Annotated in this window: 20 protein-coding genes; 13 read left to right on the top strand and 7 right to left on the bottom strand. The window is 64.2% G+C overall.

The window, feature by feature from the left end; translation table 11 throughout:
- Nucleotides 1-117: 117 nt before the first annotated feature.
- Nucleotides 118-1,425: an OprD family porin gene (locus BT179_RS10830; RefSeq protein WP_072431022.1), complete on the top strand. Its 1,308-nt coding sequence runs from the start codon at nt 118-120 to the stop codon at nt 1,423-1,425.
- A gap of 52 nt (nt 1,426-1,477) precedes the next feature.
- On the opposite strand, the gene BT179_RS10825 is transcribed toward BT179_RS10830, so the two are convergent.
- A complete protein-coding gene (locus tag BT179_RS10825) occupies nt 1,478-1,966 on the bottom strand; it encodes a MarR family winged helix-turn-helix transcriptional regulator (RefSeq protein WP_072431021.1) in 489 nt (162 codons plus the stop codon).
- A gap of 213 nt (nt 1,967-2,179) precedes the next feature.
- On the opposite strand from BT179_RS10825, the gene BT179_RS10820 reads away from it, so the two are divergent.
- From BT179_RS10820 to BT179_RS10805, 4 genes are all read left to right on the top strand, one after another.
- Nucleotides 2,180-3,010 carry a p-hydroxycinnamoyl CoA hydratase/lyase gene (locus BT179_RS10820; protein ID WP_072391514.1) on the top strand — a complete coding sequence of 277 codons (831 nt, stop codon included), beginning with the start codon at nt 2,180-2,182 and terminating at the stop codon, nt 3,008-3,010.
- 86 nt (nt 3,011-3,096) lie between these two features.
- Nucleotides 3,097-4,545 (top strand): aldehyde dehydrogenase, encoded by a 1,449-nt coding sequence (locus tag BT179_RS10815; protein WP_072431020.1) that lies wholly within the window; start codon nt 3,097-3,099, stop codon nt 4,543-4,545.
- A 140-nt stretch (nt 4,546-4,685) separates the two neighbouring features.
- A complete protein-coding gene (locus BT179_RS10810) occupies nt 4,686-6,551 on the top strand; it encodes a feruloyl-CoA synthase (protein ID WP_072431148.1) in 1,866 nt (621 codons plus the stop codon).
- Between the two features lie 182 nt (nt 6,552-6,733).
- Complete coding sequence (locus tag BT179_RS10805) at nt 6,734-7,447, top strand: GntR family transcriptional regulator (protein ID WP_072431019.1); 714 nt, start codon at nt 6,734-6,736, stop codon at nt 7,445-7,447.
- A 127-nt stretch (nt 7,448-7,574) separates the two neighbouring features.
- On the opposite strand, the gene BT179_RS10800 is transcribed toward BT179_RS10805, so the two are convergent.
- Nucleotides 7,575-8,525, bottom strand: coding sequence for a PDR/VanB family oxidoreductase (locus BT179_RS10800; protein ID WP_072431018.1), 951 nt, complete (start codon nt 8,523-8,525; stop codon nt 7,575-7,577).
- Nucleotides 8,522-9,607 carry an aromatic ring-hydroxylating dioxygenase subunit alpha gene (locus tag BT179_RS10795; RefSeq protein ID WP_072431017.1) on the bottom strand — a complete coding sequence of 362 codons (1,086 nt, stop codon included), beginning with the start codon at nt 9,605-9,607 and terminating at the stop codon, nt 8,522-8,524. The genes BT179_RS10800 and BT179_RS10795 overlap by 4 nt, the downstream gene beginning before the upstream one ends.
- Before the next feature lie 222 nt (nt 9,608-9,829).
- On the opposite strand from BT179_RS10795, the gene BT179_RS10790 reads away from it, so the two are divergent.
- The 4 genes from BT179_RS10790 (at nt 9,830) to BT179_RS10775 (ending at nt 17,082) form a co-directional block, all read left to right on the top strand.
- Nucleotides 9,830-10,255 carry a GlcG/HbpS family heme-binding protein gene (locus BT179_RS10790; RefSeq protein WP_072391529.1) on the top strand — a complete coding sequence of 142 codons (426 nt, stop codon included), beginning with the start codon at nt 9,830-9,832 and terminating at the stop codon, nt 10,253-10,255.
- A gap of 79 nt (nt 10,256-10,334) precedes the next feature.
- The gene (locus BT179_RS10785) at nt 10,335-11,171 is read left to right on the top strand and encodes an AraC family transcriptional regulator (protein ID WP_072391532.1); all 837 of its coding nucleotides are present in this window, start codon (nt 10,335-10,337) and stop codon (nt 11,169-11,171) included.
- 54 nt (nt 11,172-11,225) lie between these two features.
- Nucleotides 11,226-11,828, top strand: a complete 603-nt coding sequence (locus BT179_RS10780; protein WP_072431016.1) for a LysE family translocator — start codon at nt 11,226-11,228, stop codon at nt 11,826-11,828.
- 124 nt (nt 11,829-11,952) lie between these two features.
- Entirely contained in the window at nt 11,953-17,082 is a 5,130-nt protein-coding gene (locus tag BT179_RS10775; protein ID WP_072431015.1) for a leucine-rich repeat domain-containing protein, read from the top strand.
- Nucleotides 17,083-17,158: 76 nt separating this feature from the next.
- Here the strand turns inward: BT179_RS10775 and BT179_RS10770 are convergent, their stop codons facing one another.
- Both BT179_RS10770 and BT179_RS10765 read right to left on the bottom strand, forming a co-directional pair.
- The gene (locus BT179_RS10770) at nt 17,159-18,097 is read right to left on the bottom strand and encodes a class I SAM-dependent methyltransferase (protein WP_072391542.1); all 939 of its coding nucleotides are present in this window, start codon (nt 18,095-18,097) and stop codon (nt 17,159-17,161) included.
- An 84-nt stretch (nt 18,098-18,181) separates the two neighbouring features.
- On the bottom strand, nt 18,182-18,862 hold the full coding sequence (locus tag BT179_RS10765; protein WP_143148696.1) for a murein L,D-transpeptidase catalytic domain family protein: 681 nt from the start codon (nt 18,860-18,862) through the stop codon (nt 18,182-18,184).
- Nucleotides 18,863-19,027: 165 nt separating this feature from the next.
- Here BT179_RS10765 and BT179_RS10760 point away from each other — a divergent pair, with 165 nt between their 5' ends.
- The gene (locus BT179_RS10760; RefSeq protein WP_072431014.1) at nt 19,028-20,596 is read left to right on the top strand and encodes a L,D-transpeptidase family protein; all 1,569 of its coding nucleotides are present in this window, start codon (nt 19,028-19,030) and stop codon (nt 20,594-20,596) included.
- Nucleotides 20,597-20,609: 13 nt separating this feature from the next.
- Here the strand turns inward: BT179_RS10760 and BT179_RS10755 are convergent, their stop codons facing one another.
- A complete protein-coding gene (locus tag BT179_RS10755) occupies nt 20,610-21,242 on the bottom strand; it encodes an NAD(P)H-dependent oxidoreductase (RefSeq protein WP_072391548.1) in 633 nt (210 codons plus the stop codon).
- Between the two features lie 85 nt (nt 21,243-21,327).
- Between BT179_RS10755 and BT179_RS10750 the strand changes: the two genes are divergently transcribed.
- From BT179_RS10750 to BT179_RS10740, 3 genes are all read left to right on the top strand, one after another.
- Nucleotides 21,328-21,954, top strand: coding sequence for a TetR/AcrR family transcriptional regulator (locus tag BT179_RS10750; protein ID WP_072431013.1), 627 nt, complete (start codon nt 21,328-21,330; stop codon nt 21,952-21,954).
- 215 nt (nt 21,955-22,169) lie between these two features.
- Nucleotides 22,170-23,693, top strand: a complete 1,524-nt coding sequence (locus BT179_RS10745; RefSeq protein ID WP_072431012.1) for an alpha-amylase family glycosyl hydrolase — start codon at nt 22,170-22,172, stop codon at nt 23,691-23,693.
- Nucleotides 23,694-23,703: 10 nt separating this feature from the next.
- Nucleotides 23,704-25,344: an alpha-amylase family protein gene (locus BT179_RS10740; RefSeq protein WP_072431011.1), complete on the top strand. Its 1,641-nt coding sequence runs from the start codon at nt 23,704-23,706 to the stop codon at nt 25,342-25,344.
- On the opposite strand, the gene BT179_RS10735 is transcribed toward BT179_RS10740, so the two are convergent.
- Nucleotides 25,297-26,280, bottom strand: coding sequence for an SDR family oxidoreductase (locus BT179_RS10735; RefSeq protein ID WP_072391561.1), 984 nt, complete (start codon nt 26,278-26,280; stop codon nt 25,297-25,299). The two genes, BT179_RS10740 and BT179_RS10735, sit on opposite strands and share 48 nt — an antisense overlap.
- Between the last annotated feature and the right edge of the window lie 6 nt (nt 26,281-26,286).

The following is a 26,286-nucleotide window of genomic DNA, read 5'->3' as shown; positions in this document are numbered from 1 at the left end:
TTCGATTATCGGTCATTCTGGATTGACGAGAATGCCGAGGGGTTTCCATTCTCTTGTCCGGCATCCCTTCCAGCCGGAGGGGTGCGAACAAAACAACAACAATAATGGACGTCGAACATGCCCAATCTTGCCCGGGGCGCTTGTGTAGCGGCCCCTGTCACACGTTTCGCTCATCTGCTGGCCTGTTTCGGGCTGAGCCTGTCTTCGGTCACCGCGTCAGCCCAAGGATTGATCGACGACAGCCATGGCACCCTGACACTGCGCAATTACTACATGGATCGCGACTACAAGGATGACGGCGCCAAGACCGCCGCCAGGGAGTGGGCCCAAGGGGTGATCATGAACGTGGAGTCGGGATTCACCCCCGGCACGGTGGGGTTCGGCCTGGATGCCCGGGGATTGATGGGCATCAAGCTGGACTCCTCGCCGGACCGCAGCGGTACCGAGCTGTTGCCGGTGTCCAGTGGCGACAGGCGGGCACCGGATGAGTATTCGCGCCTGGCCCTGACCGGCAAGCTGCGTTTCGGCCAGACCACGGTGAAGACAGGCGATGTGTCGATCTTCCTGCCGTTTGCGTTCGCCAGCCCGTCGCGGCTGCTGCCACAGACCTTCCGAGGAACGACGCTCAGTTCCAAGGACATCGACGGTTTGACACTCAATACTGGCTATATCGATCGCATCAACCGGCGCGACTCCACCGACTACCAGGCAATGAGCATCGCGTCCCCCAACCGGCGCTTCAATGGCGCGGCCACTTCCTCGCACCTGGTTTACGCCGGGGGGGACTACCAGGTCGACAAGGCGCTCAGCCTGCGGGTCTATCACGCCGAAGTGGCGGACCTGTACCGGCAGGAGACCCTGGCGCTATTGCATAAGCTGCCCCTTGGCGACGGCGTACTGACCACCGACCTGCGCAGCTTCTTCAGTGGCGAAGACGGCGCCGCCAAGGCCGGGAAGGTGGATAACCGCAACGTCTCGGCTCTGTTCGGCTACCGCTGGGGCGGGCACAGCGTCAGCCTGGGTTATATGCATGCCAGTGGTGATACCGCCACGCCTTATGTGTCCGGCACCGAGTTGATGGGCCTGAGTGAAATGACCATGAGCTCGGATTTCCTCAACGCCCGTGAACGCACCTGGCAAGCGATCCATGATTATGATTTTGCCGCAGTAGGCGTGCCGGGCCTTCGGACCCGATTGCGCTACGTGCGCGGCGATCACATCGAGCTGGCCGCCTACAATGCCGAGGATCGCAAGGAGCGGGAATTGCAGATGGAGTTGGGTTATGTGATCCAGAGTGGCCCGCTGAAAAACGTCGGGCTGCTGGCGCGCAAGTCCATCTATCGCAATGATTTTCCCGCGGCTGCGGCGTTTCGCGACGAGAACCAGATCCGCTTTCTGGTGACCTACAGCGTGCCGATCTGGTAGGGCTCCAGGCCACTGTGGCGAGACCGTTCAGCCTCTCGCCACAGTGCGTTCTTCATGACTGGTAGACCTTCTTCAGCAACCGCAGCAGTTCTTCGCGCTCCGTGCCCGAGAGGGCCGCCGTGGAGTCCAGGTCGCTCTGGGCGGCGATCTGCTTGAGTTCCTTGAGCAGGGTTTCGCCGGTCTTGCTCAGGAAGATCCCATAGGAGCGCTTGTCCGGCTTGCAGCGTACCCGCACGGCCAGCGCCCGGCTTTCCAGCTTGTTCAGCAGCGGCACCACCTGTGGTGGTTCGATGGCCAGGGCCCGGGCCAGGTCGGCCTGCATCAGGCCCGGATTCTGATCGATGATCGCCAGCGCCGAGAACTGGGCAGGCCGCAGATCGTGAACGGCGAGCCGGCCGATCAGGTTCTGGAACAGTTTCAACTGAGCGCGGCGCAGGGCGTAACCGATCAGCTCGTCCAGCGCGGAGTCCAGCGGCGCCTGCACGGCAGCGACATCGGTCACGGCCTCGGCGGCTTCGGCAAGTTTTGCAGACTTGGCCATTGAAAAGAGCATCCTCAAGGTGAGTGATTAACAAGGCTATCCAGTTTGCCGGGGTTAGGCGGCCCTGGCTACGGTGGATTACAGATTTGTTGATCCGGCCTGCAGCGATCCTGAGAACGGCACACTGATAAATTGATTAATAGTTAATTGACATAACTAAATTTGCGGTTTAGTTTCAGCTCATCTTCAGCCCAGAACAAGAGAGCACGTGTCATGAGCAACTACGAAGGTCGCTGGACAACCGTCAAGGTCGAGATCGAGGAGGGCATCGCCTGGGTCACTCTCAATCGCCCGGAAAAACGCAACGCCATGAGCCCGACCCTCAACCGCGAGATGGTCGACGTGCTGGAAACCCTGGAGCAGGACCCGGCCGCCGGTGTACTGGTACTGACCGGCGCCGGGGACTCCTGGACCGCGGGCATGGACCTCAAGGAATACTTCCGCGAAGTGGATGCCGGTCCGGAGATCCTCCAGGAAAAAATCCGCCGCGAGGCGTCCCAATGGCAGTGGAAGCTGCTGCGCATGTACGCCAAGCCCACCATCGCCATGGTCAATGGCTGGTGCTTTGGCGGCGGTTTCAGCCCGTTGGTGGCCTGCGACCTGGCGATCTGCGCCGATGAAGCTACCTTCGGCCTTTCGGAAATCAACTGGGGCATCCCGCCTGGCAACCTGGTCAGCAAGGCCATGGCCGATACCGTCGGGCATCGCCAATCGCTGTACTACATCATGACCGGCAAGACTTTCGGCGGGCAGAAAGCCGCCGAAATGGGCCTGGTCAACGAAAGCGTGCCCCTGGCGCAACTGCGGGAAGTCACCGTGGAGCTGGCGCGCAACCTGCTGGAGAAAAACCCGGTGGTGCTGCGAGCGGCCAAGCATGGCTTCAAGCGCTGCCGCGAGCTGACCTGGGAGCAGAACGAAGACTACCTGTACGCCAAGCTCGACCAGTCGCGCCTGCTGGACAAGGAGGGCGGCCGGGAGCAGGGCATGAAGCAGTTCCTGGACGACAAGAGCATCAAGCCGGGCCTGCAGGCTTACAAGCGCTGAACGAGCAGGGCCCGGCGGCTGTTCGCCGAGGGCCCTCGACGCTACTGTGAACGTATTCCCGATAAAGACAATAAAGAGGAATCACCATGCTGGACGTGCCCCTGCTGATCGGCGGCCAGTCGTGCCCCGCCCGTGACGGTCGGACTTTCGAACGTTGCAACCCGGTTACCGGCCAAGTGGTGTCGCGCGTGGCCGCCGCTACCCTGGAAGACGCCGACGCCGCGGTGGCTGCCGCGCACGCTGCGTTTCCGGGCTGGGCGGCGTTGTCGCCCAATGAGCGACGCACCCGACTGTTGCGCGCGGCCGAACAGTTGCAGGCCCGCAGCGCCGAGTTCATCGCCGCTGCCGGCGAAACCGGAGCCATGGCCAACTGGTACGGTTTCAATGTGCACCTGGCGGCCAATATGCTGCGCGAAGCCGCTTCCATGACCACGCAGATCAATGGCGAAGTCATCCCCTCGGACGTGCCCGGCAGTTTTGCCATGGCCTTGCGTCAACCCTGTGGCGTGGTGCTGGGCATCGCACCGTGGAACGCGCCGGTGATCCTCGCCACCCGCGCTATCGCCATGCCCCTGGCCTGTGGCAACACCGTGGTGCTCAAGGCCTCGGAAGTCAGCCCGGCGGTGCACCGGCTGATCGGCCAGGTGCTGCAGGACGCCGGCCTGGGGGACGGTGTGGTCAACGTCATCTGCAATGCACCGGCCGATGCGCCGGCCATTGTCGAGCGGCTGATTGCCAACCCGGCGGTACGTCGCGTCAATTTCACTGGCTCGACCCACGTCGGGCGTATCGTCGGCGAGCTGTCGGCACGTCATCTAAAGCCGGCGTTGCTGGAACTGGGAGGCAAGGCCCCGTTCCTGGTGCTGGACGATGCCGACCTGGACGCCGCGGTGGAAGCGGCAGCCTTTGGTGCGTATTTCAACCAGGGCCAGATCTGCATGTCCACCGAGCGGCTGATCGTCGATGCGAGCGTGGCCGAGGCTTTCATCAGCCGATTGACGACCAAGATCGCTACGTTGCGTGCCGGCGATCCCGCGGCCGACGGCTCGGTGCTGGGTTCCCTGGTGGACGCCAGTGCCGGCCAGCGCATCAAGGGCCTGATCGACGATGCCCTGGCCAAAGGCGCGAGGCTGCTGGCGGGCGGGCAATTGGACGGCTGCATCCTGCAACCGACCCTGCTCGATGACGTCACCGCCGACATGCGCCTGTACCGTGAAGAGTCCTTCGGTCCGGTGGCGGTGGTATTGCGCGGCGAGGGCGATGAAGCATTGCTGCGCCTGGCCAATGACTCCGAGTTCGGCCTGTCGGCGGCGATCTTCAGCCGCGACACCAGCCGTGCGCTGGCCCTGGCACAACGCATCGAGTCCGGCATCTGCCATATCAACGGCCCGACTGTGCACGACGAGGCGCAGATGCCTTTCGGTGGGGTCAAGTCCAGCGGCTACGGCAGCTTTGGTGCCAAGGCCTCCATAGAGCACTTCACCCAGTTGCGCTGGGTGACGCTGCAGAACGGACCTCGGCATTACCCGATCTGAAATCCGTTGCGTCGCCGGCGGGCAGGCTTGAAGACCACCGCCGCGACGCAGGCCAATAATAATGACAAGGCCGCAGCCAGACGCTGCCACGCTCCGCTCGCTCAGCGCGACCCGAGCGTGCCTTGGTGGAGGAAATGCACGTGAGTTCCGAGTCCAGATCGTCCTCCCGACCCGACGCCGGGCGTTATCGCCAGGTGTCGATCGGTCATCCCGCCGTCGAGGTCAGCGAGGCGCAGGGCATCTTGCACATGCGCTCCCTGGAGGCCCTGGAGCCCTTGCCGGCGCGCCTGCTCGACCGCCTGGTGCATTGGGCCCAGGCCCGCCCGCAACAGACGTTCATCGCAGCCCGCGTGGCCGGTGGTGACTGGCGTCGAGTCAGCTATGCCGAGATGCTCGACAGCGTCAGGGCCATCGCCCAAGGCCTGTTGGGCTACGGCTTGTCCGCCGAGAGACCGTTGGTGTTGCTATCGGGCAACGACATCGAGCATCTGCAGATGGCCCTCGGGGCCATGTATGCCGGTATTCCCTATTGCCCGGTGTCACCGGCTTATTCATTGCTGTCCCAGGATTTCGCCAAGCTGCGGCACGTCTGCGACCTGTTGCAGCCGGGCCTGGTGTACGTCAGCGACGCGGCGCCTTTCGAACGCGCGATCAATGCAGTGTTACCCGCCGGCGTTCCCTTGATTACCGCGCGTGGAGAAATCCCCGGGCGCGCCCGGACTCGTTTCGCCAGCCTGCTGGCGCAACCCGGTGGTGTCGAGGCCGAGCGCGCCTTTGCCGCCACCGGGCCCGACAGCATTGCCAAGTTTCTCTTCACCTCCGGTTCGACCAAGCTGCCCAAGGCAGTGATCACCACTCAGCGCATGCTCTGCGCCAATCAGCAGATGCTGTTGCAGACGTTCCCGGTGTTCGGCGAGGAGCCGCCGGTGCTGGTGGATTGGTTGCCCTGGAACCATACCTTCGGCGGCAGTCACAACGTCGGCATCGTGCTGTACAACGGCGGTACGTTTTACCTGGACGACGGCAAGCCCACCGCCCAGGGCTTCGCCGAGACCTTGCGCAATCTCAAGGAAATCTCCCCGACCGCCTACCTGACCGTGCCCAAGGGCTGGGAAGAGCTGGTCAGCGCCCTGGAGCAGGACGGCGATTTGCGTGAGCGTTTCTTCGACCGCATCAGCCTGTTCTTCTTTGCAGCGGCGGGATTGTCCCAAAGCACCTGGGACCGGCTCGACAAGGTGGCCGAGCAGCATTGCGGCGAACGGATCCGCATGATGGCGGGGCTGGGCATGACCGAGGCGTCGCCGTCCTGCACCTTCACCACCGGGCCGCTGTCCGTGGCCGGCTACATCGGCCTGCCGGCACCGGGTTGCGAGGTACGGCTGGTACCGGTGGACGGCAAGTTCGAGGGGCGTTTTCGCGGGCCGCACATCATGCCGGGCTACTGGCGCTCGCCGCAGCAGACCGCCGAGGTGTTCGACGAGGACGGCTTCTATTGCTCGGGAGATGCCATCAAGCTGGCCGATCCCGGCAACCCGCAGTTGGGGCTGATGTTCGATGGGCGCATCGCCGAGGACTTCAAGCTGTCTTCCGGGGTCTTCGTCAGTGTGGGGCCGTTGCGTAACCGCGCGGTCCTGGAAGGGACGCCTTACGTCCAGGACCTGGTGGTGACCGCGCCGGATCGCGAGTGCCTGGGGGCGCTGGTCTTCCCGCGGTTGCCCGAATGCCGGCGCCTGTCGGGCCTGGGCTCGGCCGCCAGCGATGCCCAGGTGCTTGCCAGCGCACCGGTGCGCCAATGGTTCGCCGACTGGTTGCAGCGCTTGAATCGCCAGGCCAGCGGCAACGCCAGCCGCGTGGAATGGATCGCATTGCTCGATGAGCCGGCCTCCATCGACCGCGGCGAGATCACCGACAAGGGGTCGCTCAATCAGCGGGCGGTATTGCAGTGGCGAGCGGCGAAGGTCGAGGCGCTGTATCGCGGCGAGGACCCTGCGATCCTGCGGGCATGAGGCTATGCCCGTACCTGGAGGAACGGGCTGGCTCGCGAAGGTGGACATCTCCAATGTTCCTGTAGAGGGATCTTCAATGGGCCTTCGGTCCAGGTGTTTTTCCGATCCAGTTCAGTCCCGCCGTGACACACTGTCCCGGGCCTTCTACTATGGCGGCTGTCTGATTGCCTGGAAGTCCCTGGATGAGTAAGCCCGGCCAAACGGTGCTGATTGCGTTGCGCAAGATGATCGCTTCTGGCGAGTTGGCGGCCGGTGAACGGTTGATGGAGATCCCTACTGCGCAACTGTTCGGTGTCTCGCGAATGCCGGTGCGCATGGCGTTCCGGACCCTGGAGCAGGAAGGGCTGCTGGTGCGTTTTGGCGGGCGGGGCTTCCAGGTGCGCTCGGTCAGCGCCCAGGACATTGCCGGGGCCGTGGAAGTGCGTGGTGTGCTGGAGGGCCTGGCCGCGCGGCAGACGGCCGAGCGGGGGTTGAGTGACGAGGACCGTGCCACCCTGGAGCAATGCCTGGCCCAAGGCGATGCGTTGTTCGCCAAGGGCTATGTGACCGAGGAGGACCTGGAGGTCTATCACGATCTCAACATGCGCTTTCACCGGGTTATCGTCGAAGGCAGTCACAACCCGGCGATTGCCCATGCGCTGGCGCGCAACGACCACTTACCGTTCGCGTCAGTCACCGCCCTGGCGGTAGACCGACAGAACATGGCCGGCGAGTATCGGCGCTTCAACTATGCCCACATGCAGCACCATTCGGTGTTCGACGCCTTGATTCATCGCCAGGGGGCCCGGGCCGAGGCCATCATGCGCGAACATGCCAATGCCACCTTGCGTTACGCCGAAGTGTTCGGCTCGTCCTCGGCGGATGAGCGGATGACGGTGATACTGCGTCCTGAATAAAGCAGCCCCTGGGGTCTTGCACCGGGCGACAAGCCGACCGAGGCGGCGCATCCAGCCGCCTCGTCGACTGATGGGACGCCATTGCGAGCAGGCTCGCTTCCACAGGGGCGCGGGGTTGTCCGGCAGGTCAGAGATCCAGCACCAGCAAGGAAGTCTTCGAGCGGGAGCAGCAGGGGGTGAACTGATCGTTGCAGGCTTGCTCCGCCTCGGTCAGGAACATGTCCCGGTGTTCCGGCACGCCTTCCAGCACACGGGTCAGGCAGGTGCCGCAGACGCCCTGTTCGCAGGAGATCGGAATCTCGATGCCATGGCTTTCCAGCACTTGAACCACACTGCGGTCCGCCGGAATGTCGAACACCTGACCGCTGCTGACCAGCTTCACCGAAAAGCTGCCGTCATCGCCGGTGTCGACAGGCGTCGCGGCAAAGTATTCTCGGTGCAGGCAGGGTTCCTGCCAACCCTGGGCTTTTGCCGTGTCCAGCACATGTTGCATGAAGCCGCCGGGGCCACACACATAAAGGTGCAGATCATCGTCGGGCATCGCCAGCACCTGGGCGGCCTGCAGCGCCGTTTCGGGCGCTTCGTCGAAGTGCAGGAACACCCGATCGGCATACGCCGATTGCCGCAGACGCTCGACAAAGGCCGCCCGATCCAGGGACCGGGCGCAATAGTGCAGTTGGAAGTCCGCACCGTCCTGGGCAAGGTGTTCGGCCATGCACAGGATCGGTGTAATGCCGATGCCGCCGGCAAACAGCAGATGACGGCGGGCTTGGCTCGCGAGGGGGAACAGGTTGCGTGGTTCGCTGATGGTCAACCGCGTACCCGGCTGAACCTGCTCGTGCAGGCCGCGGGAGCCGCCGCGTGACGCCGGGTCCTTGAGCACGCCGATGAGGTAGCGGTGCCGCTCCTCGGGATGATTGCACAGCGAGTATTGGCGAACGAGGCCGTCGGGCAAGTGCACATCGATATGGGCACCGGCAGTGAACGCCGGCAGTGGCTGGCCATCGACACGCCTGAGCTCATAGCTGCAGATGTCCAGGGCTTCTTCGCGCCGTGCGGCGACCAGGACTTCGATCATGACCGGCCCTCCGCGAGCTGGGGTTGGGCAGTGCTGGCGATCAGTCCGGCCCGGGCCTCACGCTCTCGGGCAATCCAGCGCTCCAACACCCGGCGCGACTGTACGCCGCCAGCGTCGATATTGAGCTTGAGCAGGTTGCGTTGCGGGTGGTCCAGCAGGTTGCGTTGCTGGCGTTCGAGCATTTCCAGGTCTTCGCTGAAGATCTTGCCCTGGCCTTCGCGAATGCTCGCCGTCAGCGCCTCGTCCTGCGGCTGGAAATGCCGGGCCATGCCCCAGAAATACCAGATGGAGGTCTCGGTTTCCGGTGTGATGAAATCCACGACGATGCTGGACGCCTTGAACTGGGGCGCCGCGTGGTAACCGCCGTGACCGGCATGGGCGACGCCGACTTCGATCATGACGTGGCTGGGGGGCGTGAAGCGGCAGATCTGCCAGCGGTCCACCGGCACGTCGTCGGCCAGGTTGTTGCCGCGCAGGGCCATGCGCCAGAACGGCGGGGCCATGATGTTCTCCATATGCCGGGCGGTGATGACCTCGTCGCCCTCGACCGTGGTGACCGGGTGCGCTTCGTCGATCTCCTTCTGACCGATGCTGGATGCGTGCACGTAGGTTTCGTGGGTCAGGTCCATGAGGTTGTCGATCATCAGGCGATAGTCGCACTGGATGTGGAACAGGCCGCCGCCATAGGCCCATTCAGCGTTCTGCGCCCATTCCAGTGGGTGTATCGATGCCGGGTCGGCCAGCGCCTGGTCACCGGGCCAGACCCAGATGAACCCGTAGCGCTCCTGCACTGCGAAAGTCTTGTTGCAGGGGAAGCCGCGTACTCGCTGGCCGGGCATCTCGACGGTCTTGCCATCGCCTCCCATCATCAGCCCGTGGTAGCCGCACACCAGGTTGCCATTCTCCACGTAGCCCAGGGAGAGCGGGGCGCCGCGGTGTGGGCAGAAGTCTTCGACGGCGGCGACCTTGCCTGCCTGTCCTCGGTAAAAAACCATTTTCTCGCCACAGATCTGACGACCCAGTGGTTTGTCGGCGATTTCATCGGGGGTGCACGCAACGTACCAGGCATTCTTAGGGTACATGATGGATCTCCAGGCTGATTTTGTTGTTCTGTGGATCCATTAACTCTCTTAACTAGTTTTTCTGTCAAATGATTATTGACTGAGTTGCGATAACTTTCTGATCAATGGATCCATTAGCGGGGAGGGATCCTGAATCGAACCTATGGGCGGCAATGGGTTGGCTCCAATGTCCTCACAGGACATACTTCGATGCGGACCCTTGCGTTGCCATCGGAGTGTTTCATGAAGATCAAAGCTGTTCTGACCGAGCAAGACGTTGCGCAGTTGCTGGTTGCCGCCAAGGAGCTGGCTCACCAGCGCCAGTGGGCAGTGTCGGTTTGCGTAGTGGATGACGGCGGCCACCCCCTGGGGCTGTTGCGCCTGGACGAGGCTTCGGCGTTGTCGGCCTACATCGCCACCGAAAAAGCCCGCACCGCCGCCATGGGCCGACGTGACAGCAAGTTCTACGAAGACATGATCAATGGCGGTCGCCAGGCTTTTCTCAGCGCACCGCACCTGCAGGGGATGCTCGAAGGCGGGGTGACCATCCGCCATGACGGACAGTGCATCGGGGCCATTGGCGTGTCCGGGGTCAAGGCCGAGCAGGACGCCGAGCTGGCGCGCCTGGCGGTGGAAACGGTGCTGCCGGCGCTTGCCCCGGATGCCTGATCGCTGCACAAATCTTCCAGACGCCGTCGCCCGTGGCGTTTAACCTGTTCCGGGCCAATACACACGACAGGGCCAGCCCATGACCTCGCGCAACTGGATCGATCTCAAGCAGGACGTCACGTCCGGTATCGAGACCGTGCGCGCGCATTTCGAGGGGCATGCCTACGATCCCCACTGGCATGACACCTACCTGGTGGGGGTGACCGAGCAGGGCGTGCAGCAGTTTCATTGTCGTCGCCAGCAGCACAACAGCACGCCGGGCAAGGTGTTCCTCCTCGAACCGGGGGAGCTGCACGACGGCAATGCACCCCACATCGACGGTTTCACCTATCGCACCCTGTACCTGGAGCCCCATTGGCTGGAGCGTGAATTGCGTTCGTTGTTCGACGTGGCGCCAGACAACGCGCAGCTGGGGTTCGCCACCACGCTGGCCGAGGACACCCGACTGGCCCATGCCACCGCCATGGCCTTCCAGAGCCTGCACCAGCAGGAAATCCGCATCGTTCGCCAGACTGCCCTCGACACCCTGCTGGCCGAACTCACCGGACATCTGCATTGGCGGGCACGGATCAACCCCGATCCACGGTTGCCGCTGGTGGCGCAGCAGGCCCGCGACTACCTGCACGCCCACTTGAGTGAAGACATCGGCCTGGATGACCTGGCGCGGGTCACTGGTGTGGATCGTTTTCGCCTGACCCGTGCCTTCAAGGCGGCATTCGGCCTGGCGCCGCACGCCTATCTGATTCAACTGCGGCTGGCCCGTGCCCGGCGCCTGCTGGCCCGTGGCGACAGTGCCGTGGCGGTGGCGGCGTCGCTGGGGTTTGCCGACCAGAGCCACCTGGGCCGCTGGTTCCAGCGGGCCTATCGCATGAGCCCGGCGGACTACCGCAAGCGCTGCTCAAACGTTCCAGACTGAACATCGCGCCCTTGGGGATGATCGACTCACGATCATTCACCGAGACGTTGTCCCATGGACCAGTTGCTGCCGTTTGCCCTGTTCGCCTTCGTTGCCTCCATCACCCCGGGCCCCACCAATATCCTGGTGTTGAGCCATAGCTCGCGCTTCGGCCTTTCCAACACCGCGCCCATCATCCTGGGTGCCTGCGCCGCAGCGGCGCTGCTGGTGCTGCTGGTGGGCACCGGCCTGGGGGACGTGCTGGCGCGCCATGCCACCCTCCAGGCACTGCTGTCCTGGGCCGGCATCGCCTGGTTGAGCTGGATGGCCTGGCAGATTTTCAGCGCGCCGGCCCAGGCCATCGACCCCGACCGCCCGGTGGAAGGGCCTCGGCTTGGCCTGGCCGGGGCGGCTGCCTTGCAGTTGGTCAACCCGAAGACCTGGATGATGGCCCTGGCGGTGGTCAGCGTGTTCGCTGGCGCCGAGATCGATCGCACGACCCGGGTGCTGTGGTTGTCCCTGGCGTTCTTCGCGATCTCGGTCCCATGCATGACCGTCTGGGCATTCCTGGGCCGCGGGGCCGCGAGATTCTGCCGCTCCGCTGTGGCGATGGGACGGTTCAACCGGGTCATGGCGCTGTTGTTGCTGGCGTCGACCTGGCTGACCTTGCTGGTGTGACGATGGACACGGACCCGCAACCCCTTGCAACGGTTGAACGGTTTCAATACCCGATCATTTTCGCGAGGATCCTGGGTTCGTTGCATGTCGATATCCCAATCGCCCCCAAGGATGGAGGTCCACCATGTCTACCCTCGATACTCATGTCGAGTTTATCCAGGCCAGGCTGCCCGCCTGGCTGAAAAACGCTTCGCGGCCCCGGCAGGAACGCTTCAAGGTGCTGGTCCGGCAACTGCAGCGCGACAGCGATGCGCTCAATGCGCTACTGATCGACCTGCCGCCCCCCGAGATTTTCGCGCGCCACTTGCTCCAGGCCCAGCCGGAGGTGCGGGCGTGGCGCCCGGTCAATGGCAGCCGGCATGCTTCGGATGCGGTACGTCGGGCACGGGTCAGGCGCGGCCCCTACGTGACCGATCCGGCGCTGTCGGTGGTCGAGGCAGCCATGCGCAACTATCCGCCGGCGGACGCCCGCCAGGGCAGCGAGTTCGACAAGCACGGCCGTCTGTATATCCAGGGGCGGCGCGGCGAGTTCTCCCGCGACGGCATTGCGTCGGACACCACGGCGTTGCCCATCACGCCGGCCAGCTTCGCGAGCCTGTGCCGACGGGTGGATGTGGGGGGCGCCTACCAGCGCTTGCTGGAACAGTGGCTGCCACGCATCGCCACCGGCATTCCAGCGGTCGCCCAGGCGTACATCACCTATGCCCGCAGCCTGCTTGCCTACGACGCCTATGAGGCGAAGCTGGATGGTCGCCTGGATGAAACCGGCGAGCGCCTGCTGGCCCATGCCGGTGTACGGCTGGAGGACACCGTCGTCGCCCTGGCCTGCGAGGTCAAGGCGTTGGAGGTGCTGTCCGCGCCACTGTTCGGTGCCCGGGTGTATTGGGGCCTGGAAGGGGACGCCAAGGGCAATCGGCCGGTGGTCTTGCACCTGCCCCATGATGAGGTCGCGCCCCTCAAGCAGTTTCCCAGCATCCACGCCATGGCCAGAGAACTGACCGAACGGGTCCGCAAGCGCAGCTACCGCCAGGGCCTGATGCGGTACTTCCCGGTGCGGTTGCAGGCCAGTATTGGCGCAACCCTGCATGATCAGGTGGAGTGGGAAATCAAGGACAACCCCAACCTCTTCGAGGAGATCCATGCCCGTATCGTCGGCTGGCGCGACGGCGAGCCTGGGGAGGACCGGGACACGCGTCGCATTCGGGTGCCTGCGCCCCGCGTGGCCTGGAACGTCGGTCATCTGCGAGGAGACCACTGGCATGGCCGTTACCACGAATGGCGGGCCCACACCCTGGGCAACGCTTCGGCCCTGATGGTGCCGACCCGCGACCAGGACTGGCAGGCCTGGCTGGCCCGGCTTGAATACTGGGAAAGCCTGGCCGAGCGCTCGCTGATGCTCGCGGCGAGCTTCATCCCGTTCTGTGCCCCGGTGGGGATGGCTGCGGCGGCGGTCGGCGGGGTCCGCCTGATCTATGAGGTATTCGAGGGTATCCAGGCTTTCAACGAAGGGCACGCCCAGGAGGGGATCGAACACATTTTCAATGTGCTGTTCGGAGTCGCCCAGGGCGCTTACCTGGGGTTCGTCGGCGGCGCGGTGGAACCCATGCCGGTGCGTGATGGCAGCACGCGGCTGTGGAATGGCGATGTCACGCCATATCGGGCGCGGCGCTTGCCGCCCGTGGAGGCCGAGCAGGACGCCTGGGGTGTCTGGCGTAACGAAGACGAAGCCTGGGTACAGGTCGACGGCCACTATTACGAAGTGCAGGGCACCGGCGATGCCCTGCACCTGCGTCTGCCTGCTGACCATCGGGGCGTGACGCCACTTCTGGAATGGAGCCGTAGTCGCGGCTGGCAATGGGCGCACCGCAATCCGTTGCAGCGGGGCAATCTCCAATTGCTGCGAAACTTTGCCGAAACCCCGGGCGAACTGGACGACGATACGATCCTGACCGTACAGCGGCAGGCTGGCATCAGCGAGGATCACCTGCGTTATCTGCAAGTGGGTGGGCATCCGATGCCGGCCCTGCTTGCCGAGGCCCTGAACGAGGCCCGAAACTGGCAGTGGGTGCAGCATGCCATCGCACGTTTGCGTCGCGGCGAGGCGCCAGGGAATAACCTGCCTTATCAGATCGTCCACACGCTGATGGACTTGCCAGGTTGGCCGGGAAAACTGGCGCTGCGCTATCGCGACGGCATGGGCGTTCACATCGCGGGCGAAGCGAGCGCGACGCGTCTACTGGATTTGAGCAACCTGGACCTGGAGCAGGACGCCTGGGCCGAGTGCATCCTGGTTGGCCTGAGCGTGGAGGAGCGGGACAGGTTGCTGGGACAAAGCTCCATCGGCCCGCGGCCGGCCGAGCTCAGCGACCTGTTGGCTGAACGCTGGGCCGATCATCTGGAGCGCCATGCCGGGCGGATAAGTACGGCCATGGTCCCGACCCCTGAGCTTGATCCATTGGCAGCCCCGGTGGGGCGGGCCTTTGCAAGACTTTCGCGCGCCATGGCCAACGAACTTGCGCGTCAATCCCATGGCCAGGAGCGGATGCGACTGCGGGAGGGGCGGGTGACGGGAAGCCTGGGCAAGCAGTGTGCGCAGGCCCAGAGCGAACTGCGCCTGACCCAGGCCCTGCGCGACCTGGAACGCGGTGAAAGCGGTGCTGACCGGGACCGGATCGTCATGGGGCTGCTGGGCGACATGCCTGAGTTGCAGGGCAAGCTTCACCTGAGCCTGGCGTCCGGGGAACTGGCACAGCCGCTTGTGATGGGCAGCGATGGGCCTCTGAAAGTGATCCGTCAGGAAAACGGACAATACTGGCCTTTCGATGAGGAGGGGGCCGAGCTGGCCGGAGCCTCGAGCCTGGAGCAAGCATTGCTCAGGGCAATGCCGGACGGGGCTCGAACGGCGCTGGGCTTGAATATCTGGGAGGCGGCACGGCTTCGCAGGAAACTGCTGGACCTTGCCCTTGAAGATCGCCAGGGCCTGCGCCCCTATCTGGCGCTCAAGCACCTCGACAGCGGCGCCTATCGGCCGCAATGGATGAACGGGGGGCTGGGATATCCCCTCAGCGGCCGTGGGCGTTTGCCATTGCTGCGCTGGCGCGCCAGCCTGGCGGCGCGTCTGGAGCAACTGTTTCCCTTTTACGCAGGCGAGGCCCTCGAAAGACTCCAGTGGAGCCTGACCGAACAGGCCGAACGCGAAGGCATCAGCCTGGACGACCTGGTCATCCGGCTAGGCACCGAGTGGGTCACGCTGGACACGGGATTGCAGCAATGGGAGGGCTTCGAGGGCATCCATCATCCTGCCGAAAGCCAGTACCAGCGGGCAGACGTGCTCTTTTCGCGCCGCGGCGTGGCGAATGAAATCCGGCGGGCGTGGCGGCGTGAGCCCGAGCCGGGCAGGGAAGACAGCGAGCTGATATTGCGCCTGTCCGGGTGGGACATCGGCCGGCTTCCTCCCATCAGCGTCCGTTTCGAACATATCGAGGAACTGAACCTGGCCCATATGAACCTGAATGAGGACCCTTCGGATTTCCTGCGGTTGTTCCCCAATCTCGATACCTTGCGCCTGCACGGCAATCAACTCACCGCGGTCCCCGTGGCCGTGGGCGAGTTCTCGTCCTTGATGGAGCTTTCGTTAGGGGCCAATCCCCTGGTCATGGACGCCAATGTCTTTGCCCCGCTTTTGGGCGAAGGGCGTGCAGTCAGCCTGCGGGAGCTGCACCTGTCGCAGATAGGCAGCGCAGGAGATGCCATGGCCAGCGCCAACCTGGTCGCAGCCATCGGCCGCCTGGCCGAGTTGCCCGCGCTGCGTGAGCTGGTATGGTCGGACAACCTGAGCTTCACCCTCGAAGAACTGCGGGCCATCACCGCGTTACCCGGTTTGCGAGGGCTGGACCTGGTGCGTTGTGGCCTGCGCCTGGATGAAGAGGGCAGCGCGTTCCTGCGTACCGCCACCGGCCTGCAAGACCTGCGCTTGAGTGGCAACAACTGCCGCGAACTGCCAGACCTGCCGGAACTCGCGTCCCTGACCGAGCTGGAACTGTCCAATGCCGGGCTCGATCGGGTGCCTCCCCTGGCGCTCGCCGTACTCTCGAGGCCCTCGGCCGACCCGATTTTCGTCGACTTGAAAGGCAACCGTATCACCAACATCCAGGATGACCTGATCCCGACCCTTGCGAACATGCCGAGGGAAAACACCCTCGGTCTGTGGCTGGAAGACAATCCATTGCCCAGCGCGCAGATCCAGGCGCTGCGTGCCTTGGACGCCGAAGCTTTCCGTTATACCGCCGATGACTGGCTGAATATCTTTCCCGACCTTCAGCGCTCATTGGAAGCCGCCCGGGACGATGCTGGAGGGCGCCGGTTCATCGATTGGTTCTCCGGAGCCATCCGCGATGCCGATGCCGATGCGCCCGATGGGCTGTCGCTGGGCGATCGCCAGCGGGCGGCGGCCATCCTGCAGTTCTATATCGGCTCACCAGCGCTCTATGCCGATCTGGCCGCCCGGCTGCCGGACTTCGATCTGCAACTGGGGCAGTTGCGTACCCGCCTGCAAGCGCGGATTCTGGACAGGCAACAACCGGATGTCGCCGAACTGGAGCTGCACTTCCTGTCGTTCGAATCGATCCAGCGGGCTCGCCTCGAACACCAGGGCGTGCCTTTCGCCAGGTTCGTGAGTGATCACTACAGCTATTGGAACCAGGTATTGAGGGGCCGTTATCCGGACGATGCCCAGCGTTACGCAGCCATCACCCGGGAAGGGTTCATCGATTGGCTCAGCGACGCCCAGGACACCTTCAACAGCAACGACCAGGCACCTCGGGTAGGAGAGATGACCTGGCGTCCCTACCTGGGGTTGATGTCTCACGAATGGTCAGAAGGGTTGGCCATATGGGACCGGGTGGAGGAGGACCTGGTGGATGCTTTCAGCGAGCCGGTGGACCCGTCCCATTGGCCTCGGGTACTGCTGGATAATCTAGCCCGGCCGGAAGCTGGCCTGCCCAGCGCTCTCGAAGAGATACCCCAAGCCAACGGCACGGTCTGGCGACGCGTCGCGCTCGAAGGCGTCGCGGATGTGAACTGGGCGGCTGGCGAGCCGGTGATGCTCACCGAGGACCAGTTGCGCAGGACCATGGCGATCTATCGTTCGGTCAAGAGCCGGGAGATCGAAGTATTGGCACGCCGCCTGACCACTGATCTGGTCGATCCCTGGTGGCCATTGCGACCGCCATCGCCGCCCACGGCGAGCGTCTGATCGATCCTGTGGCGAAAGGGGGGCGAGCCCCTTCGCCGCAACGGCTTTGCGGGGCGGCGCCAGTGGGCAATTGTCCTCAGGGGGCCTGGAACACCAGGGCCTTGAGGCCGCAGGCCATATCGGCGTCGGGAAACTCCGGTGGGTTGTCCAGGCGCTGCACGAACGCCAGGCCTGGCGCTTCCCGGGTGACCCCTTCGATGAGGAAGTCCGGGCCGGTGGCCGGATCGTTGCTGCACGCCAGCACCGTGCCGTGGGGTGCCAGCAACTCCGGCAGCCGCCGCAGGACGCGCTGGTAGTCCTTGGTCAACAGGAAGCTGCCTTTCTGGAAGGTCGGTGGGTCGATGATGACCAGATCATAGGGGCCGCTGTTGATGACCTTGCCCCAGGATTTGAACAGGTCGTGGCCCAGGAAACTGACCTGGCCCAGGTCATGGCCGTTCAGGCGATGATTGTCGCGTCCGCGACTCAGTGCCGCCCGCGACATATCCAGGTTCACCACCTGCCGGGCACCGCCGGCGATGGCCGCCACCGAGAAACCACAGGTGTAGGCGAACAGGTTCAGCACGCGTTTACCGCTGGCATGGGCGCGAACCCAGTCTCGACCATAGCGCATGTCCAGGAACAAGCCGTTGTTCTGCTTCTTGCCCAGGTCGATGCGGTAGCGCAGGCCACCTTCGGTCAGCGTCCACTCATCCACCGGTTCCCCCACCAGCCACTGGGTCAGGCTCTGGGGCAGATAGCGGTGCTGGACCGCCAGGGTATGGGCGGTGCTGTGCTGCCAGGTGGACGAGGCAGCGAGGGCGAGCAACATGGACATCAGATCGTCCAGTTGCGTCGGCTCGGGCTCCTTGAACAACGAAACCAGCACCACCCCTTGCAGCCAGTCGACCGTGACCTGTTCCAGCCCCGGCCAGCAGCGTCCGCGGCCATGGAACAGGCGCCGGGTTTCGTCGGGCAGGGAGGCCAGGGCCGTCAGCAAATGCGTTTGAAGGGTGTGAAGGGCTTCAGGGTTCATCGGACAACGCCAGGGATTCGAAAGGCCGGCATTTTAACCACCGGCCGTTCGACTGCAACCCTGGCCCGAGCAAGCCTGTGCGGGTCAGCCGCCACTGCTGGCCAGGATGCTGGCAACCTGTTGCGGCTGGCAGTTCAGATACGCCGAACGCTTCAGCCAGCCCGGATCCGGATACCAGGAAAACATGAACTGCCCACCCTTGAGTCGATCGATCACCTGCCGCGCCACCTGGGGACGTACGGCGGGACAGCCCTGGCTGCGTCCGATACGGCCCTGGCGCGCGCTCCACAGCGGGTTCACGTAGTCGGCGGCATGGATCACGATGGCACGGTCCCGGGCCAGGTCGTTGAAGCCAGGTTCCAGGCCGTCCATGCGCAACGAATAGCCGTGGGCGCCCTGGTAGCTTTCCTGGGTACGAAACAGTCCGAGACTGGACTGGTAGCTGCCCAGGCGATTGGAAAACTGAGTGGCGAAGTTTTCCCCGGATTTCTGCCCGTGGGCCACCAGGTCGCGCAACACCAGCTTCTTCTGACTCAGGTCGAAGATCCACAGCCGCCGGGCCGTGGAGGGTTGGGAATAATCGATCACAGCCAGGTGGCGGGCCTGGCGCGCACCATTGGCGACCGCGCATTGCATGGCGCTCAAGGCACTTTTGAGCGCCTGGGGATTGAGTTCCGGCGCTGCGTGGGCGAGGCTGTTGTAAAGGGTTTGAGCCTTTGCCTTCTCCGCCAGCGCCGGGCTGCACAGGACGCCCAGGCCGGTCACGAGCAGACAGAATCGACGAGTGAAGGTCAGCGCCGACGAAAAATGTCCACGCAGGTATTTATTCGCGGCATCCCGTCCGTATTTGTTGGTTTGTATCATGATGGCGGGTCTTACCTGTCGCAAAAGTCACCGTCATCGAGACGGCCATGGATTGGAGTTAAGCAGTTGTTCAAAAAGTCCGCATGTTACTTGAGCTTCCTATGCCTCGCTTCGCCATTGGTCGCGACGGCCGGTGATGTTTCGTTCGGCGATCCGGCCCCTGTACACACCACGCTGGCGCAATTATCGGTCACTTGCCCGGCTCTGGCGGCGGCTGTCGACTTTCCGACGATCATGAACCTGCAGGCGTTCTATGAGCAAAACGCAGGCCAGGCAGTCTGGTCGAGCGACGAACGACGCGCGGCGCTGGGAACGCAGCTTCAGCAACTGGCCGACGACGGCCTGGACCCGTCTCGTTACAGCCTGCCGGCCGAAGCCTCCTCGAACGATGCCTGCGCTGACATCGCCATCAGCCAGCGCTACCTGCAAGCGCTGCGGGATCTGCGTTTCGGTTATCTGCCCCAGGACCGCCTGGAGCCGGTATGGAAAGCCGACCCGCAGCCTCTGGACCGTCAGGCGGTCCTGCTGAACATTGCCGTGGTCGGCCTGCACGACCTGGCCGGCGCGTTCGAACAAGCCCGGCCGAGCCTGGCGCTGTATCGCAACTTGCGTCAGGCCTACGCCTTGCAACGGCAGCAACCCCTGGCCGACTGGCAACCGGTGCCCGGCGGCGCTCTGTTGCAGCCGGACAAACGCGACGCCCGCGTCCCGGCGCTGGCCCAGCGGCTGTTCAACGAAGGTTACCTGAGCGCGTTGCCGCCGGATGTCGACGAGCATTACAGCCCCGAGCTGGTGGCGGCGATGAAAAGTTTCCAGCTGCAGCATTCGCTACAGGCCGACGGCGTGGTCGGACCGTGGACCGTCACCGAGTTGAATATCAGCCCGGCCATGCGCCGCGAACAGTTGCGCATCAATCTGGAGCGCATGCGCTGGATGGCCCAGGACCTGGAGCCGGACAGCGTGCTGGTCAACGTGGCCGCAGCCCAGTTGACGGTTTACCAGGGCGGCGTGCCGGTATGGCAGACCCGGACCCAGGTCGGTCGCGCGGGGCGGGAAACGCCGTTGCTCAAATCCCGGGTCACGCGCCTGACGCTCAACCCCACCTGGACCATTCCCCCGACGATACTGCGGGAAGACAAACTGCCCGAGATCCGTCGCGATCCGGAATTCCTGGGGCGGCAGAACCTGAGGGTGATCGACCGGGACGGCCTGCCATTGGCGGCGGCCGATATCGACTGGGACCATCCTGGCGATCTGATGCTGCGCCAGGACCCCGGGCCGAGGAACCCGTTGGGCAAGATGGCGATCCGTTTTCCCAATCCGTTTTCCGTCTACCTGCATGACACCCCCAGCCAGGCGCTGTTCAGCAAAGGCCCGCGGGCGTTCAGTTCGGGCTGCGTGCGCATCGAACAAGTGATGCGCCTGCGCGACTGGTTGCTCAGCCCCCCCGAACGCGCCCGCACCGAGACGCTGCTGGCCAGCGAACAGACCCATGAGTTCAGGCTGGCCAAGCCCGTGCCGATCCTGATGGGTTACTGGACCGTGCAGGCGGACAGCCAGGGGCAGCCGGTGTACATTCCGGATATCTACAAGCGCGATGCCGCCCTGTCCGCCGCCGGCAGTCGCACGCTCTGATCCCGGCCCGTGATCAGGCACATTCGGCGTCGGCCTGTTCCCGTGCGGTTTCCCCTGACCGGGCGAACAGGCGCTGGCCGAGGGCCTGGGCAGCCTCCAGGTGCGCCGCCGGATCCAGGGTTTCCGATTCGAGCAAGCGCTGGGAACTGATCACCCGCGCACCGCAGTAGTCGAAGATGCCGTGGTCGATCTGGACGGTCATGGCCTCGTCATAGCCGTGACGCCGGAACGAGTCGGCATCGGCACCACCGACCGCCACCAGATGCACCTTCAGGCGCTGCAGTTTCTTGACAAAGGGTTTGTCGAGGCTGAAGTCGAACGCCCAGCCGTTGGAGAATACCCGGTCTATCCAGCCCTTGAGCAATGCCGGCATCGACCACCAGTAGATGGGGTACACCAATACCAGCGCATCGGCCCGGTCGATCCTGGCCTGTTCGGCCAGCACGTCCGCGGGGGGCAAGGCTTCGCGATGATGGACCGCATGGTCGGCGAAACCGAAGCGTGGATCGAAGCCTTCGGCGGCCAGGTCGGCGATCTCGAACGTATCGGTGTCATGGGCGAGGGTGATGCCTTCGGCGATCTTCGCCGCCAGGCCATGGGTCAGGGAGTGGGGATCATGGTGGGCAACGACAATGAGTGCATGCATGGTCAATCTCCTGCTGCGGTAAGGACGGGAACGCGTTATGCTTCGGTTAAGTTACCTTTGGTAAGTTACGGTTGGTAAAGTAAGCATGTCAAGCCTTGAACAACCCTCATCTTCCGTTCCTCCCCGTCGCCGTCTTTCCCGGGAGGACCGGCAACGGCAGTTATTGGATGTCGCCTGGCGGCTCGTGCGCGAGGAGGGCAGCGAAGCGCTGACCCTGGCGCGACTCGCGGAACAGGCCGGCGTGACCAAGCCCATCGTGTACGACCACTTCGTCACCCGGCCAGGGCTCCTGGCCGCGCTTTACCAGGATTACGACGCGCGCCAGAGCGCCCTCATGGAGACGGCCCTGGAGGCGAGCGAACCCACCCTGCAGGGCCGGGCGGCGGTGATCGCTTCTGCCTATGTCGACTGCGTACAGCAACAGGGTCGGGAGATTCCCGGGGTGGTGGCGGCGTTGGAAAGTTCGCCTGAGCTGGAGCGCATCAAGCGCGAGTACGAGGCGGTTTTCCTTAAGAAGTGCCGTGATGTCCTGGCGCCGTACGCCGGCCCCCGGGGCATCGGCCAGGCGGCCCTGCGGGCCATGCTCGGGGCCGCGGAGGCGTTGTCCAACGCGGCGGCCGGCGGTGAGCTCAGCGCGGCGCAGGCCAAGGAGGAGCTTTTCGTGAACATCGTCGCGATGGTCACGCGGACCCTTGACGCGCCCGCAAGCTGACCCGCTGCCTCATCGGATCACCATCCGGAGCCGCCGCGTTCCACGGGGATTGTCCGGATGGCTTGCCCCTTCGCAACCCGGCCTGCCCATCAAAAAATGAACCCTCGGTTCGTTTCCCGGTTCTTAACCAAGGCCTGCAATACGGTCTGTGACACGGGGGACGCCAGGCGGGGCTGCGGTCTTGCGCTCCCGACATCGCGATAAAAGGAGGCGACATGCCCAACTCCTTCCATTCGCCCTGGTGGAAGAGCGCTGTGGTCTATCAGGTCTATCCTCGCTCGTTTGCCGATGCCAACGGCGATGGCGTAGGGGACCTTGCCGGACTGATAACGCGCCTGGATCACTTGCAACGCCTCGGGGTCGACGCCCTGTGGTTGTCGCCGATCTACCCTTCGCCCATGTGCGATGCCGGCTACGATATATGCGACTACACCGATGTCGATCCGTTGTTCGGCAGCCTGGCCGACCTGGACGAGTTGATCGCCCAGGCCCATGAGCGCGGCCTGAAAGTGCTCCTGGATTTCGTGCCCAATCACACCTCCGACCAGCATCCGTGGTTCATCGAGTCCCGGGCCAGTCGTGATAATCCCAGGCGCGACTGGTATATCTGGCGCGACCAGCCCAACAACTGGCGCGCTTCCATAGAGGGTGGCAGCGCCTGGACCTGGGATGAAACCAGTCAGCAGTACTACCTGCACTTCTTCCTGCCCCAGCAGCCCGATCTCAATTGGCACCACCCCCAAGTGGTGGCGGCCATGCACCAGGTGCTGCATTTCTGGCTGGCGCGCGGGGTGGACGGCTTTCGCGTCGACGTCGTGCATTGCGTGGGCAAGGACCAGAGTTTCGCCGACGACCCGCGCTGCCTGGCCGGCGAACCCATGGTCAAGATCAACGACCAGCCATACAGCCATGAGGTGCTGCGCGGCCTGCGCCGGCTGGTGGACAGCTACCCCGGAGACCGCGTCCTGATCGGTGAGGTGAACATTCGCTCCACCGCCCGGGTGGCTGCCTATTACGGCGCCAGCGACGAATTGCACATGTCCTTCAATTTTCCGCCTTTGGACGCCCCCTGGGATCCGGTGGTGTTGCGCATGTGCATACGCGAGGTGGAAGCCGACCTCGGACCGTTGCAGGCTTGGCCGACCTGGGTGCTGTCCAATCACGACAACAGCCGTCATCGCAGCCGCTATGGCGGCTCCCTGCGCCGTGCCCGTGCGGCCGCCGTGATGTTGTTGACCTTGCGCGGCACGCCCTTCATCTACCAGGGCGAGGAACTGGGCCTGGAGGATACCGTCGTTACCGCCCGGACGCGCGTCGACCCTGGCGGGAGGGACGGCAGCCGGGCGCCATTGCCATGGACCGTCCAGGCACCCCATGGCTGGGGACCGACGCCTTGGCTGCCCTTTGCCGCGGATGCCGACGTTCTTTCAGTACAAGCCCAGGAGAGCGCCGCCGATTCCACCCTGGCGCTGTACCGACGGCTCCTGGCTTGTCGCAGGCGCAGCACGGCCTTGTGCCTGGGGGACTGGGAAGAGCTGCCGTCGCATCCACAGGTCCTGGCCTACCGGCGCCATCACGAGGCTGACGAAAGGTTGGTGTGCATCAATTTCGCCGACAGTGAACACGCCTTTCCCCTGGCCACCCCCTGGCGAGTGGAAATCGCCAGCGACGGGCAGGGCGAAGGCCAGCCGTTCAGCGGTCGATTGAACCCTGAGCAGGCGCTGATCCTGTGCCGTTGAGGAGCCTGCAATGAAAGCCAATTGGCACCGCAACACCTTGATCTACCAGATCGATCCTTCCTTGTTCTACGACAGCAATGGTGATGGCCGGGGCGACCTCAAGGGCATCATCCGCCAGCTCGATTATCTGCAGGCACTGGGGGTAGGGGCGCTCTGGCTGATGCCGCTGTACCGCTCGCCATTCAAGGATGCAGGCTACGATGTCAGCGACTTCCTGGCGCTGGACCCTCGTTTCGGCAGCGAAGAGGACTTGCGCCAGTTGATCGTCAAGGCCGGGGAGCGCGGCATACGGGTGATCCTCGAGTTGGTGGTGCAGCACACTTGCGACCAGCATCCCTGGTTCCAGCGGGCGCGGCGCGATAGAAACAGTGTCTATCGCGATTATTACCTGTGGTCCGATACCCCCGTGGACGATGGCAACCAGCCGATCTTTCCCTCGGTGGAGGACAGCATCTGGCAGTGGGACGAAGAGGCCGGACAGTATTATCGCCACCTGTTCTATCGGCATGAGCCGGACCTCAACCTTGCCAACCCGCGAGTTGTCGAGGACATCGAACGGATCATGGTCCACTGGCTGGAGCTGGGGATCGCCGGTTTTCGCCTGGATGCCGCTTCGCACCTGGTGGAACAGGCCGGCGGCGGTGACGAGGAGCAGGGGGTCTGGCTGCTCGAAAGGCTTTACAGATGCATGATCCGTATCAACCCCGAAGGGATCTTGATGGGGGAGGTGGATGTCGAGCCAGAACGTTACAGCCACTACTTCGGAGCGGGGGATCGTCTGGGGCTGGTGCTGGATTTCTGGGTCAACAACCATATTTTCCTGGCGCTGGCCCGGGGCGAGGCGCAACCGTTGCAACGCGCCATTGCCCGCCGCCCCGCCCCGCCGGACGGCGCCCATTATGCGGTGTGGTTGCGCAATCACGACGAGCTGGACCTGGAGCGTCTGAGCGAAGAGGAACGTGAGGAAGTGATGCAGGCCTTCGCGCCGGAGCCGGACATGCGCCTGTATGGGCGCGGGATTCGCCGGCGCCTGGCCCCCATGCTCGAAGGTGACGTGCGCCGCCAGGCACTGGCCCAGTCGCTATTGTTGTCGCTTCCCGGTACGCCAATCGTGCGCTATGGCGAGGAGATCGGCATGGGCGATGACTTGTCGCGCCCCGAGCGGCTTTCGGTGCGCACTCCCATGCAATGGAACGCCGAAGCCAACGCGGGATTTTCCTCGGCCCATCATTTGGCTGCTCCTTTGATCGAACACGGGCCGTTCGCCTATACGCACCTGAACGTCGCACGGCAGCAGGACGACCCCGAGTCGCTGCTGGCTCGCACACGTCGCCTGCTATGGGCTCGCTCAGGGCTGTCGGAAGTGGGGAACGGCGAGGCGCAGTTGTTGACGGCAGACCATCGCGCCGTATTCGCCATTGCCCATGTCGGCCAGGCCACTTCGGTGATGCTGGCCAATCTCGGCCCAGAGACTGTCGAGGTACGTTTGCAGACGGACCTGGAGGGCTTCGAGGAAATCGTTTCAGACAGCCCATATCCCGCGCCCGAGGGTGCCAGCATGAGTCTTTGTGGCTATGGTTATCGCTGGTTTCGCTACGCAGGCTCAGAACAGCAGCAGGGTGACCGCCAGGAGACCGCAGACCACCAGTAGCAATGCGGACACTTGGGTGGAGCTCAAGGCCAGTGCGTCTGCCCGTGATTGCCCGCTGAACCGGCCCTGGATCCGGTGCAGCGATTGCTGCGACTCGAACAGATTGTCCGGCCGTTGCCCGTCGTCGTCTTCCCGGGTCATCTGGCCGGTGCAGGCCCTGCGGGCAAGCAGGCGGTCGAGCAGGCCGGGCATCAGGCAAGTACCGACAATGGCCTTCACCGACGCCGCGCCCAACCACAGTTCCCTGGGCGTGCGTCGTACCACGCTGAGGATCGCCCGGGCGGCGACGTCCGGATCGTGGATGGGCGGAACCGGTTGCGGGCGCTTGTCGAGTTTATTGCGTGCCCAATCGAACTGTGGGGTATTGATGGCGGGCAGCTGGACCATGCAGACGCGGATACCGCTGCGGGCATGAAGCAGTTCGCAGCGCAGTGAGTCGGTAAACCCGCGGACGGCGAACTTGGCCCCGCAATACGCCGCCTGCAACGGAATGGCGCGGTAGGCCAGTGCCGAGCCGACCTGGATGATCACCCCGCGATCACGCGGCTCCATGAGCGCCAGTGCCGCCATCGTGCCGTGGACGGTGCCCAGGTAGGTCACCGACGTCACCCGCTGGATTTCCTCGGCGCTGAGTTGGCGGACAGGGGAAAACACCGTGGTCATGGCGCAGTTGATCCAGACCTGCACCGGGCCCAGCTCGTGCTCGATGCGTCGCGCCGCTTCGAGCACGGCCGCGGCGTCGGCCACGTCGACGCCGATGCCCAGGGTCCGCGTGCCGCGCTGCTGCAGTTCATCTTCGGTGTCGGCCAGGGCTTGGGCGCCCCGGGCCAGCAGGCCGACCCGATAACCGGCGGCGGCGAACCGGTGGGCCGTCGCGCGACCGACACCGGCGCTGCCGCCGCAGATCACCACCACCGGCGGGTTTGGCTCATCCATTGCGTT

The organism is Pseudomonas sp. NFACC43 (assembly GCF_900119645.1).
In the GTDB taxonomy this organism is placed as follows: Bacteria; Pseudomonadota; Gammaproteobacteria; order Pseudomonadales; family Pseudomonadaceae; genus Aquipseudomonas.
This window is presented reverse-complemented; position numbering and strand designations above follow the sequence as displayed.